10 protein-coding genes are annotated in these 12,394 nt (G+C 56.1%); 1 reads left to right on the top strand and 9 read right to left on the bottom strand.

Features of this window, described 5'->3' with window-relative positions:
* Positions 1 to 53: 53 nt before the first annotated feature.
* From Q1A59_RS02730 to Q1A59_RS02690, 9 genes are all read right to left on the bottom strand, one after another.
* Positions 54 to 2,132 carry a putative glycoside hydrolase gene (locus Q1A59_RS02730; RefSeq protein ID WP_299643753.1) on the bottom strand — a complete coding sequence of 693 codons (2,079 nt, stop codon included), beginning with the start codon at positions 2,130 to 2,132 and terminating at the stop codon, positions 54 to 56.
* A 124-nt stretch (positions 2,133 to 2,256) separates the two neighbouring features.
* The gene (locus Q1A59_RS02725; RefSeq protein WP_299643750.1) at positions 2,257 to 5,199 is read right to left on the bottom strand and encodes a GAF domain-containing protein; all 2,943 of its coding nucleotides are present in this window, start codon (positions 5,197 to 5,199) and stop codon (positions 2,257 to 2,259) included.
* An 84-nt stretch (positions 5,200 to 5,283) separates the two neighbouring features.
* Positions 5,284 to 6,066, bottom strand: coding sequence for an anti-sigma factor (locus Q1A59_RS02720; protein WP_299643747.1), 783 nt, complete (start codon positions 6,064 to 6,066; stop codon positions 5,284 to 5,286).
* Between the two features lie 5 nt (positions 6,067 to 6,071).
* Complete coding sequence (locus tag Q1A59_RS02715) at positions 6,072 to 6,692, bottom strand: sigma-70 family RNA polymerase sigma factor (protein WP_298490170.1); 621 nt, start codon at positions 6,690 to 6,692, stop codon at positions 6,072 to 6,074.
* A gap of 177 nt (positions 6,693 to 6,869) precedes the next feature.
* Positions 6,870 to 7,607, bottom strand: coding sequence for a ferritin-like domain-containing protein (locus Q1A59_RS02710; RefSeq protein ID WP_298404446.1), 738 nt, complete (start codon positions 7,605 to 7,607; stop codon positions 6,870 to 6,872).
* Between the two features lie 185 nt (positions 7,608 to 7,792).
* Complete coding sequence (locus Q1A59_RS02705) at positions 7,793 to 8,689, bottom strand: histone deacetylase (RefSeq protein ID WP_298404448.1); 897 nt, start codon at positions 8,687 to 8,689, stop codon at positions 7,793 to 7,795.
* Positions 8,690 to 9,772 (bottom strand): calcium/sodium antiporter, encoded by a 1,083-nt coding sequence (locus tag Q1A59_RS02700; RefSeq protein ID WP_298404451.1) that lies wholly within the window; start codon positions 9,770 to 9,772, stop codon positions 8,690 to 8,692.
* 97 nt (positions 9,773 to 9,869) lie between these two features.
* The gene (locus tag Q1A59_RS02695) at positions 9,870 to 10,181 is read right to left on the bottom strand and encodes an RNA-binding protein (protein WP_298404454.1); all 312 of its coding nucleotides are present in this window, start codon (positions 10,179 to 10,181) and stop codon (positions 9,870 to 9,872) included.
* Positions 10,182 to 10,663: 482 nt separating this feature from the next.
* Complete coding sequence (locus Q1A59_RS02690; protein ID WP_298404457.1) at positions 10,664 to 11,695, bottom strand: polyprenyl synthetase family protein; 1,032 nt, start codon at positions 11,693 to 11,695, stop codon at positions 10,664 to 10,666.
* Positions 11,696 to 11,946: 251 nt separating this feature from the next.
* Between Q1A59_RS02690 and Q1A59_RS02685 the strand changes: the two genes are divergently transcribed.
* Positions 11,947 to 12,366, top strand: a complete 420-nt coding sequence (locus Q1A59_RS02685) for a BlaI/MecI/CopY family transcriptional regulator (protein ID WP_066790203.1) — start codon at positions 11,947 to 11,949, stop codon at positions 12,364 to 12,366.
* Positions 12,367 to 12,394 lie beyond the last annotated feature (28 nt).

The following is a 12,394-nucleotide window of genomic DNA, read 5'->3' as shown; positions in this document are numbered from 1 at the left end:
CCTGTGAGGCCGTCTCTGCAACGTGTAAGTTCTACACCGTGGGAACGGCTGGTTTACGGCGCAGGCCGCGCCGCACCATTAAACGCACCTTTGTAAATATTGGCCGAGTCGTACAATAACCATCCTGCTGCTGCTTCCGGCTGCTCTTCGGTTGCATCAATCTGCGCCCGTACCTCAGCCGGGCCATACTCAACCACCACCGGCGCCCACGGGTCGGTATGGTCTTGCAACCATGGCCGCTGTTTGCCGTAGCTCGCCATCATCTGCCGACCACCGTTACGCACCGCAATTTGGATCGTTTCATAAGGAAACTTCACTGGGACCGCGATGTTCTCTAGCCCACCCCACCATAACGACGGATACGGCATCGGGCAGACGTAATCGGCAAACTCACCCATCCGGGCCATATCTTGCGCAATTGTCAGCGACGGGCCATTAACTACCCGTCCGAAGACATCAACCGACATAAACGCGCCGGCAGCGTTGACCGCATAATGCGCACGCTGCATAAACTCCAGAATCACTTCATACATCCGGCCCGGATCCGTCACTGGATCGATTGGCTCGCTAAAGAGCAGCTTTTCGCTAAACTCGGTGTATGGCCCAAACCAATCGGGGAAGCGGATGTAGTCAAAATTGATCTCGTCAAAGCCCATTTGGGCCGCTTCTACGGCTAACGCAATGTTGTAATCCCATACATTTTGGTTGGTTGGATCGAGGTAGGCGTACCGAATTCCCGGCCCCGGATAATCGGCATAGACTTCGCCGGTGGAACGCAGCCGGATCGACCATTCGGGCCGGGCATCTGACAAGGCATTGTCATGCGAGAAGAGCTGAACTCGCGCAATAGTATAGATGCCGCGTTCTTTTGCTTTGGCTAGTATTGAAGCGAAATCAATCCTTGGCGTGCTCAGACCCAATTCACGGGCTAGCGGCACTTGCGAGTCGTAGTAGACCATGCCAAGATCATCGCGGAGATCACTCTTAATATCGATCACTATGGTATTCAGCTCGGTGCGATCGATCAGGTCGAGGAAACGATCGACCAAGCGCGGTACCGACGCTACCGCCGCCGTGATATAGATACCACGCACGTAGAAGGGGTCCAGCTCGATCTGCTCCGGCATATTGCCCGGCTCAATCGGGATGACCTTCTTGGCGTACCCCGGCGCCAGTACTTGCACGAAACCACGTTCAGGCAGGTTGGGTAAGCGGAATCGACCTTCCCGGCTGTCGTTGATCCGTACAAAAGCGACGGCGGTTGACGTCAGTGTTTCAGTCGCGATGATTGCTGCGTTCAGCACCGGCTGGCCGGTTGTGGCGTCAACCAACCGGCCAAAGAGGGTGTCAGGCCGGAGCGTCACATCAAGCGCGGTCGTCCGGGCAAACGGCTGCGTAACCGCGGCAAAGCCCTCAGCCTCAACGGTGATTTCACCGCGTTCAGGTATCTCGCGCAACAGATAGCTGCCATCAACACCAGTCGTTGCGCTCAGTTCACCCAGTGTCACCTTCGCCCCGGCCACCGGCTGGCCAGTGTAGACATTCGTCACCACCCCGCTCAGCGTATTTGGACGTAAACTGACATCGAGCGCCGTCGCCCGCGCTATGGTCTCCGTAACCGGCGCGTAATCAGGTGCGCTCACCGTGACCGTAAACGATTCCGGCACACCGGTAAGGGTATACGCGCCAAAACTGTTAGTCACCGCTTGCGTAGCCTCGTTGCCCTCCAACCGCACTTGCGCACCACTGATCGGCTGGCCGGTATAGAGATCGGTCACTACGCCGCTGAGCACATTCGGGCGCAATGCCGTCGTGATGGTCACGGTCAAAACCCCGCTCTGGCCGACACCGGGTTGATCGGCGAGGGGCAGGTTGAGCGGCTCGTAAGCGGGAGCTTGCAGCGCCAAGGTATCTTCGGGCCGCCAGCGTTCAGTCTGAAAGCGGCCTTGCTCATCGGTGGTCAGCGTCTGATCGCCAATTGCCACCGTTACGCCAGACAGGGGAGCGCCGGTATACGCATCGGTCACAACACCGGTCAAGACAACAGGCTGGGCAGCACATCCAGCCAACACTGCGACAATCAGTGCGCAGAGAATCCAGAAGCGCACAATGCGCTGGGTAAACAACGTCATGGTTGCCAGACTCCTCTAGGTGGAATGAGCCGGGTGTCAGGTCTCACCGGTTGGGGGTATCTTAAAAGGTTGATGAGCGAATGTCAAACATTGGAACAGTTGATTCATGAAGCGCATTGCCACGCTACACGCGTTGCACGAACGGCGCCGGCTGCTCGATCACTACCTCATAAATGAGGTGTTCTTCCTGTTTGCCTTTGAGACGGGTTGCCCCCAATTCTCGCAGCGGGTACGGCGACTGGCCGCCGAGCGCGTTGACCAGATGCGACGAGACGATAATCTGGCCGGCTTGCGCAATCCCGCACAAGCGCGAGGCAGTGTTGACCACATCACCGATCAACGTATAGTCTTGGCGTTGTTCGGAACCAATATTGCCAACCACTGCCGGCCCATAGCTAATCCCAATCCCCATCCCGATCTGTAGATTCAGCTCTTCTTGCCACCTCTTGGTCAACCGCGCAAAGGCTTGCTGCATCGCCACGGCTGCCAATACCACTCGTTGCGGATCGTCAGGATGCGCGATTGGCGAGCCAAACACCCCGATTAAACCATCGCCAAGGAACTTATCAATCGTGCCGTCGTAGGCATAAAGCGCATCGGTCATCGAGGTAAAATAGCGGTTAAGAATACGCTCGACTAGCACCCGCGCATCGATCTGCTCGGTCAAGGTGGTAAAGCCGCGCATATCGGCAAAGAGTACCGCCACGGTGCGTTCAGTCGGCGCGCCGAAATCACTGCCGGCGCTAAGCAGCCGTTCGGCCACTTGCGGCGAAACATAGCGGCGAAAGACGCTGCGCACCCGCTCGCGCTCTTGTCGTTCGAGCTGTTTGATCGCGCTGATGTCACGGAATACGACTACTCGCCCTAGCTCCTTCGCTTCACTGCTGCACACCGGCGCAATGCTAACGCTATAGTGCAAGTTTGGTTGCGGCTCAATTTCCACTGTGGTCGGCGCATTGCGTTCAAGGAGCGGCATAATCGAGCGCAGCGCCGGACACACTTCCACTCCTTGCCCGTGATGCAACGCCGGATCAATCTGCAAGCGCTCACGCGCCGCCGGATTCGCCAGCAGCAAGCGCGCATTAGGGTCGATCAGCACGATCGGATCGGTCGCGCTGCGCAACACCGCATCGAGGGTTGATCGCTCATCATTCACCACCCGATACAGACGGGCATTCTCAAGAATTTGCACGATCAGACTCGCGACGGTAGACGCCATCTCTAATTCGGTCTTTTCAAACGGCCCGCGCTTCGTCGTGTCAAGACAAAGCACTCCCTGCGTTTGGCCATTGACCACGAGCGGCACCAACAACACGTCGCGCACGCCTCGCCCCGCTAGAAATGCCTGTAATGGCGCCAAATCGGCTCGTTCGGGCAAATTCTCAATGTGCTGCGGCTGCTGTAAAGCGGCCACTTGCGCAGCTAGAAACGGATGTTGTTGAACAAACTTGGCTAGATCAGCATCATGCAGCGCTACCATCCCACTCAACGCGACCACCGTATCGCTAGGTTGCAGGCCAAAGAGCAAGATCGCGGCCTGCTCGACCCGAAAGATGTGCGCCACCGTCTCGATCGTATGGTGCAGATTCTCTGGGGCAGCAAATTGAGCTGTCAATGCTAATGACAGGCGATTAATCTCACTCAATTGATCAATCCGGCGCTGCTCACTCTCAAACAGACGAGCATTGCCGATCGCAATCGCAAGTTGGTTGGCAATCGCCAGCAAGATCGCTTCATCGTTGGCGCTAAAGGCAGATGGATGCAGACTGCGTACCTCAATCGTACCTAACACCTCACGCGGCAACAACACCGGCACGCTGAGCGCCGAGCGCATGCGATCTTCCTCGGGCAGCACCGGTGCAAACCGCACATCTTGGGCCAAATCATCAATGCGCAACGGCTCACGATGACGGCACACCCATCCGCTAACCCCTTGATCGATCCTAAACGAAATATGGTTAGCATCTAACCGGTATGCGCCGGCAACCGCCTGTACCACAAGGCGATCATGCTGTCGAATAACAAGCGCGACTAGCGGGTAGCCAAACTGGTAATGGATCATCTGCACCAATAGCCGGCCTAGTTGATCCATCTGCATCAATTCTGACAACAGCCGGTTAATATCGTTGATCCGGCGTAATTCCTCCGCGCGCCACGCCAGCAACTCTTTCTGTTGTTCGCTGAGCCGGTAGAGGCGGGCGCTTTCCAGTGCCAACGCGCTTTGGGCTGCAACTGAGGCCAGTAATTCGAGATGTTCAACCGTAAAATATCCCGGCGTATGATGCACGAGCGTAATCACGCCCCACGCGCGGTTATCGCGGACGATCGGCATCACTGCCACTGAACGCACATCATTGTGCAGATCAGAAGTCACCAGCCAGCGCGAATCAAGCCGCGTGTCGTTGATCAAAATGGGGCCGCGATCGCGTAACGCAAACCCGGCCACGCCATACCGTAAGATATCTTGTAATTCGGCTGTCGCCGGATGGCGGCTGCTCGAATAGAGGAGCACCTTCTCTTCGACAAAACCGGTCAGAATAATGCTGGCTCGAATCGCACCGACTGCATCGGCGAGGTGGTTGAGAAAGCCGGTCAACAACACATCGAGATCAATACTGGAACTGAGGTCACGCGATAAGTGAAGTAATAGCTCGGTTTTGCGCTGCTCTTGCTGCAAGCTGCGTTGCGCCCGTTGTAACCGTAACAATGCCCGCACCCGTGCGAGCAAGAGGTTGAAATCAACCGGCTTGACCAGCACATCATCAGCACCAGCATCGAGGTTGCTGACGCTCGTATCAAGATCGGCATGGGCCGAAACAATAATGATCGGGATGAAGGGTTTGGAACGATCCGCTTTGATCCGCCGGGTTACTTCGGCGCCATCAACACCCGGCAGCGCCAGATCGAGTAGGATGAGATCGGGAGTGATTAATTGCAAGAAGCTTAACGCCTCTTCACCCGAAACCGCCACCGAGACGCGGAAACCGTCACGGGCAAGCACTGCCTGAAAGATGCGACGGATATCAGGATCGTCTTCAACCACCAGAATATGAGCCGGCTCGGGCATAGTCACTCCCAGACACGCCTGTATCTTTGCTTAAGTATAGCATGCCTAGGAACTGTATTCTCAAGAGTAACAATGAAAACAGCATCACGTAATTTGTCCGGCTATCACGATTGTTCCAGTCGGACCGGGACTACCGGGCGCTGGCTCGGCTGTTATCGCCAACGTTATACCTTGTCGAGCGCTTTCGTTCGGCAAAGGTATTACACCATAACCACTGGCATCAACCGTAAAGATACCACCGCTTACCGGTGCAGCATTGTTCTCGATCAACCAAAGTTGGTACACTATATGATCGGCTAACGGCGGCAATGAAACGATTAAGAATACATTCCCGGCTGTATCGCGGAAGATGGCACCCTTTCCGGCATCACCAACAAGCGTAGCCAACGGCGTAGGATTGGTAAGTACCACCATCATTTGCTGCGCTGAGGCCTGTGCCGTTGCCGCTAACGATTGTGATTGATCGCGCTGCTGGGTCACAATAGTTAGTTCATTACGCAAACTATTGAGTGATCCAATTAAAACCAGCAGAACGATGAGTAGGAACGTTGATAGACTGCCGAGACCAATCGTCCAAGCTCGCCAACGACTTGATCGTTGTCGGGAAGTCGATTGCTCTGTGGGTGAACGACGCCCCAGCGCATAATCTATTGTCCGTTGCCGCCACTCCGGCGGTAGCGCGGGCCGATCAAGACCGTATGGCAAGAGATCGGCTGCAGCACGCAATTCTGTTAACGTCTGGTATAATTCGGGGCGCTCCGCTAACAAGTGCTGCACCCGTGCCCGTTCAGACGGCGCTAACGCATCGAGTGCATACGCAGCCAGCAGATCAACTATTTCGTCAGGTTCCCCTGATAATTGCTCCATACGAATCACTCCCATCGCGACCGCAGTATATCGCGTAGTTTGATTAACCCAAGTCGCAATCTGGTTTTCACCGTACCGAGTGGTTCCCCAAGCCGTTCGGCAATTTCAGTTTGGGTGAGACCACCATAGTAGGCCATTTCTATCGCTTGACGTTGTGCTGACGGTAAATCGGCCAGCGCCGCCCGCACCGCCTCATACAGGATACGCTGCTCAACATCGCCTTCTACGCCGCCTGCTGATGGTGGCAACGTCCTTACGTCAATACCGGTAACTTCGCGATGACGCGCTCGTTCACGCTTACTCCGTAAGACGTCGATAGCTCGGTGTCGCGTAATCCCGATAATCCATGCCGCTACCACACCGGTCTGGCGCTGAAAACCTCCTGCCGTCTGCCAGATGCTCTGAAAGACATCTTGCATCACCTCTTCAGCAGTCTGGCGATCGCCGGTCACCCGCAACGCAATCGCGTAGACAAGTGATGCGTATCGATCATACAATACGCCCAAGGCGGCCTCTTCACGCTGCACTATTAAATCGATCAGCAGTTCATCGGTCAGAGTACGCAAACCGGATTCTTCAGACTGTTCAAGCGGCATCGGATGCGAGACCTCTTTTTTCAGTCGCACGATTACGTTGGTGTATTGTAGCGGAAGCGCGATTGCTCAAAATCTGTCTCTGCCTGTCTCTTCCATCACCGCACAAGGTTGTTATTCCAGATAAACCCTGTCATGACAGACACACAGGCCTGTCATAAGCTTAAACGCTCTGACAGGCCTGTGTCAATCCGGTTCGGCTTGTCTACGTTAGAACACCTTTGTGTACGGTTGTGTCGGATCAGATTTTACGTTGCCAAGTACGGCAGTAATCTGAGCCGCTGACGGAGCACTCACCGGCCCAATGAAACCTTGACCACCCTGCAAGAATGGCGCTAGCGTTGGCACCGCATCCGAGACGTTGTAGTAGATTGGCAGTGGCAGCGCCAGATTATTCGGTGCAAAACCGCCAATCTCGCGGATTAACGCCAAATGCTGCGCCTCGCTACACGCATGTTGGGCAGTCGTGCCGGCAATACGATCTAAGCCCAGCTCGGCAAACCGGCGCGTTGCAGCCAGATACGCACCCACAAATGCTGTCTCGGCATCAGCGCCTACCTGCACAAACAGCGCCGGATCGCTCAACAGATTGGCAGGTACGTAAAACTGATTGGTGAGTGCTCGCCCACCATTAGACACCAAAAAGTCGAGGTGATACTTCTCGGCATCGAGTGCTAACTTGAGATAAAGCACGTCTTCGTCATCTAGGCGAAACTTAGCGGCTGTCAGTGCGGCATAGTAGAATGTCGTAGCGAGTGTTTCGGCTGTCGCCGCGAGATTCAAAATGAGTTGCGGTTCGTCTTTGCGATCATGACCACTGGCAGAGGCAGGACGAACGCCAAACAGATTTGCAAAGCTTGCTACCACGAGTCCGCCACCAAGACCGGCCACCCCCTTGATCAGACTTCGGCGAGAGAAGACACTCTGCTGCGTGTGTTCTGCTGTCACGATGGTTCCTCCACTGAGATGTGTGATTGGCGCATACCCTTGTATGCCCCTTCACCATATCTATGCGAAGGATACGTGCTTTTGGATGTATCGAACTGCCAAAATGAGACCAGACTATCCACAGTGGGTGCGAGTATAGCGTCAGCTCTCTTAGCAGACTACCGTTACCCGAAACGAGATCCGTTCTAGCCTATTTCCACAGCTAGCGCGACTGTTTGCGCGTGAATATCAACCGTATCGCTCACCTGACGAGCATAGCCGCCGGCCATCGTCACTGCAACCGGCACCCCCACCGATCGACAATAGGCAAAGACTAACCGATCACGCTCGGCCAGACCGGCTTTTGTCAAGCTGAGCCGCCCTAACCGGTCATCATAGTACGGATCGGCCCCGGCGAGGTAAATGACAAGATCGGGTGTAATAGTAGCGAAGGTTTGGCGCAACCCCCATTCTAAGGCATCAAGGTAAGCCGAATCACCGGTCGCGTCAGGCAACGCTATATCGAGATCGCTCTGCTGTTTGCGGAAAGGAAAATTGTGCGCACCGTGGATCGAGAAGGTAAAGATTGTCGGGTCGCCGGCCAGAATAGCGGCCGTGCCATCACCCTGATGGACATCGCAATCGATAATGGCGATACGGCGCGCGCGACCTTCGGCTTGCATGACGCGCGCGGCAACTGCTGCGTCATTAAAGACGCAATAGCCGGCGCCGGCATCGGCAAAGGCATGGTGCGTGCCGCCGGCCAGATTGACACCAACCCCCTCACGTAAGGCGACGCGGCAGGCAGCTATTGTTGCCCCTACCGACCGACGTGACCGCTCGACCATCTGCGGCGACCACGGAAAGCCAATGCGGCGTAATTCGGCACTACTGAGTTGCCCGTTTAGCACTCGATCGATGTAGGCCGGAAGATGGGCATGGGCTAGTTCTACCACACGCGCCGGTTCAGGTACGTGCAATCGTTCAGGCGATACGATTCCCTCTGCCAATACCCGCTCACGCAACAGCGCGTATTTCTCCATTGGAAAGCGGTGGCCCGGCGGCAATGGTAAGACAAAAGTGTCAGAATAGAAGACCCGCATTTATTCAACCATACTCACAGTAGCTTTTCGCCGACGCTCTTCACCCAGCCAACGCAGTGCTCGCACGACCAGCAATACGACCGTGAGTGGCACTAATAAGAGGCCGACCACCGCGCTGTAGACTGGCAATTTGTCACTGCCATTCGCGCTCAGGATCAGGTAGAGCGTATAGCTAAGGTAATAGACCAGCAACAAGCTCCCCTCGCGCTGCGAAACGATCCGGCGCGTGATAAAAATGGGCACACAGATGAGGGCCGCCCCAACCATCACCGGCAGATCGAGCCGGATTGTTTCGGCAGGCACTGCAATTGGCTGGGGCGAGAACACCATAGTTAGCGCCAGCACAAAGAGCAGGTTGAGCACATTGCTGCCAATCACATTCCCCACCGCAATATCGCGCTCACCACGCATACCGGCAATCACCGAGGTAGCAATTTCGGGCAACGAGGTGCCGATAGCCACGATCGTCAAGCCAATGATCAGCTCGCTGACGCCAAACCACGTCGCAAAAGTCACCGCACTATCTACCAGCCAATTCGCCCCTAATACTAACAGGGCAAGACCGCCCACCATCATCGCCACCTGCCACACTCGCACCCTCCAGTGATGGTGATGAGCGCGTTGTGGATGGGGCTGACTAAGATGCACGCCACGCGGCCATATCACCCAAAGATACACGATCAATCCGAGCAGCATAATCACGCCGTCAACCCGCGACAGCGATTGATCAAGCGCCAACAGCAAGGTCAAGACCGACGCACCAATCATGGCCGGCAGATCACGGCGAAAGATCTGACGATCGACCGGCAGCGGGCCAAACATCGCCGCTACACCCAAAATCAGCATAACATTAGCGATGTTGCTGCCCACAATATTGCCAAGTGTAATAGCACCTTGCCCATTGAATGCTGCTTGCAGACTCACAGCAATTTCAGGCGAACTCGTCCCTACCGCCACTACCGTCAAGCCAATAATCAAGGGCGAAACGCCAAGGCTGGCGGCAAAGCTGGCGGCGCCGCGCACGAGCAGATCAGCGCCGAACACCAACAACACAATCCCGGCCCCAAAGAGAGCGATGACCATACGTCCTTCCTAACACAACGCGCCCCCTGTCAATGACAGGGGGCGGAGGAGTCCCGCGCACGAGCCAGTTGAGGCGCGACCGGCTCGAAGGGAAGCGTTAATAACGCCGACCGCCGAAGCCGCCGCGATCACCGCGATCACCGCCGGAACGAGGGCCGCGCGAACCCTTATCCTCGGCTTCATTGACCCGAATCTCACGACCGTTAATTGGCTGGCCGTTCGTTTGGCTAATCACCTTCGCCACATCGGCAACTTCCATCTCGACAAAGCCAAAACCGCGCGACCGGCCCGTCTCACGATCATTGATCACCCGCGCGCTGCGCACATCGCCATAAGCCTGAAAGAAGGTCTCGAGCGTTGCATCATCAACGCTCCACGCCAAATTGCCAACAAAGAGCTTCACGTACATCCGGTCCCACTCCCTCCGCGTTGCTTGCCCAACGCAGTCACTCACGGGGCTTGCGCCCACAAACCACGCCTCCAAAACTGCACGCTACTCACTTCGCCTCACAGCGGGTAGCGGTCCACAGCGCCGCGTGCTGATCCTCGGGCGTGGAGGTCGTGCGGACAAGGGAGTCGATCGGGCCCAGACGGACGAACAGACTCTCGCGGCGACGTGACGCTGTGTAACGGCTATAGTGTAGCACATTCGCCGCGAGATGAAAAGACCTTTGAAGTTTCAGTTAATAGATAGTTACGGAAATTCTTGCCATCCCCTTGTTGGCATTGTGTAGGCGCAACGCGCTCGACGCCGTCTCCCGCTGGTACGTTCATAATCCCTGAACGGACGGTTCCTACTCGCTCCTGTTATTGCGAGGGGCGGTAGGGCATCGCGGCGCTATGCCTGAGGGAGATGCCACGTCTCCGACGAGCCACGCTCGCGCCAGCCCTTTAATACTGCCGCCCGATCAAGCTTTGGGTAAGCGCGCGCAAGCGGTCGCGCGCGGCAGCCGCGGTTGCTGTCGGCGGTTGCACTACCTCCAGCGCGGCAAAGGCAGCTTGATGGTGGTCGTTCGCGATCGCCGCGCAATAGGCGCGTGAACCGACAGCGTCAAGGATCGCCAACACCTCGGCAACGGCCGCATCATCGAGCGCCGGTTGGCGATAAAGTTCGACCAGCCGTGCCCGATCTGGGCTATGGGTCAGGGCATGCACCACCGGCAAGCTCACCTTGCGCCGGTAGAGATCGGCAGCAAACGGTTTGCCCGTCTGTTCCGGCGCACCCCAAATACCCAGAATATCATCTTCGATTTGGAACCCTAGCCCCAACGCGCGGCCAAAATCAGCCAGCGCCGCCACCGTGGTGTCAGGCGCACCCGCAGCCCGCGCCCCCAGTTCGGCGGCACCGGCAATCAGCGCCGCCGTCTTCCCGCCGATCATAGCGAGATAATCCTCTGGCGTGATGCTCAAATCGCCCTCGAAGCTCAGATCGAGGTACTGCCCTTCGCAGATGCGCAGAATGACCTCATCAAACCGGCGCAGAATGGCCAACACGCGCTCAGCCGGCAAGCCAGCCTCGGCTAGCCGGTGAATGGCGAGGTGAGCTAGCACAAACATCGCATCGCCGGCATTGATGCCATGGGCTAGACCCCAGATATTCCAGAGTGTACGTCGGCCCCGTCGCAGCGCGCTGTCATCTTCGATGTCGTCGTGGATCAGCGAGAAGTCATGCAAGAGCTGGATGCCGGCGGCCAAGGGCAAGGCTTGCTGCGGATCGCCGCCAGCAGCCGCGCACGCCAATAACACCAACTGCGGCCGGATCAGCTTGCCCGGATCGGCCTCCGCCGGAGTCAAATCCTCGTTCCGCCAGCCGAGATGGTACTCCTGCATGGCGTAAAACCGATGCAACCGCCCTTCGACCACCGGAAACACTGCCCGCATTTCCGCTTGAATCTGCAATCTAACGTCATGTTCTAGCGTCATAAGCATTACAATTCCATTACAATTCGCGATAAACTTGCCAATCAGTGACCCAAAAACAACAAAAGTAAGGTTTTCTGAGAATTTACTCCCTTTTTACGACAGAACATCGTATAGATGTTTAGACAATAGTACTACATGTCATCATCGTGTAATGTTCATATCTTCTCTAATTGTGCTACGCAGCGTACACTCGCCATGTAAGAACTGACCGATTACCACGTTTCATTGACGCAAACGAACGAGGTGTTGTTATGGCATTTAACCTGCGCTTTCGCTTTAGCCCCACTAAAGATGGTCTCGTCAAGGTATTAGGCCCGCTCGAGACAGAGATTATGCAGATCCTCTGGCAAGAAGGTTCAAGCACCGTCAAGAAAGTGCATCGCAAATTGGCTCAACAGCGCGATATTGCCTACACCACCGTCATGACGACGATGAGCCGGCTGGCCGATAAAGGTGTGCTCAACCGCGAGCGTGATGGGCTAGCCTATGTCTACACCCCGGTCATCAGTGAAGACGAGTTTGTCAATCTAGTGGTACGGCAAGTGCTCGACGGGTTACTCGATGATTATAGTGACACCGCCATCTCGTACATGGTCGATTATCTCGCGCACAACAATCCCTCGGAACTCCGCCGTCTGCAGCGTGAAATTGCCCAGCGCTTGAATGCCTAAACCACCTCGCTTGGCCAACCTGCGGGCA

It is taken from the genome of uncultured Chloroflexus sp. (genome assembly GCF_937951745.1).
Classification (GTDB): Bacteria; Chloroflexota; Chloroflexia; order Chloroflexales; family Chloroflexaceae; genus Chloroflexus.
The sequence above is the reverse complement of the archived record's forward strand: the minus strand, read 5'-3'. Positions and strand labels throughout refer to the sequence as shown.

Excerpts from the sequence above, each read along its gene's own strand:
- Q1A59_RS02730 (WP_299643753.1), bottom strand. The coding sequence starts at position 2,132 with ATGACGTTGTTTACCCAGCGCATTGTGCGCTTCTGGATTCTCTGCGCA.
- Q1A59_RS02725 (WP_299643750.1), bottom strand. The coding sequence starts at position 5,199 with ATGCCCGAGCCGGCTCATATTCTGGTGGTTGAAGACGATCCTGATATC.
- Q1A59_RS02720 (WP_299643747.1), bottom strand. The coding sequence starts at position 6,066 with ATGGAGCAATTATCAGGGGAACCTGACGAAATAGTTGATCTGCTGGCT.
- Q1A59_RS02705 (WP_298404448.1), bottom strand. The coding sequence starts at position 8,689 with ATGCGGGTCTTCTATTCTGACACTTTTGTCTTACCATTGCCGCCGGGC.
- Q1A59_RS02700 (WP_298404451.1), bottom strand. The coding sequence starts at position 9,772 with ATGGTCATCGCTCTCTTTGGGGCCGGGATTGTGTTGTTGGTGTTCGGC.
- Q1A59_RS02695 (WP_298404454.1), bottom strand. The coding sequence starts at position 10,181 with ATGTACGTGAAGCTCTTTGTTGGCAATTTGGCGTGGAGCGTTGATGAT.
- Q1A59_RS02690 (WP_298404457.1), bottom strand. The coding sequence starts at position 11,695 with ATGACGCTAGAACATGACGTTAGATTGCAGATTCAAGCGGAAATGCGG.
- Q1A59_RS02685 (WP_066790203.1), top strand. The coding sequence starts at position 11,947 with ATGGCATTTAACCTGCGCTTTCGCTTTAGCCCCACTAAAGATGGTCTC.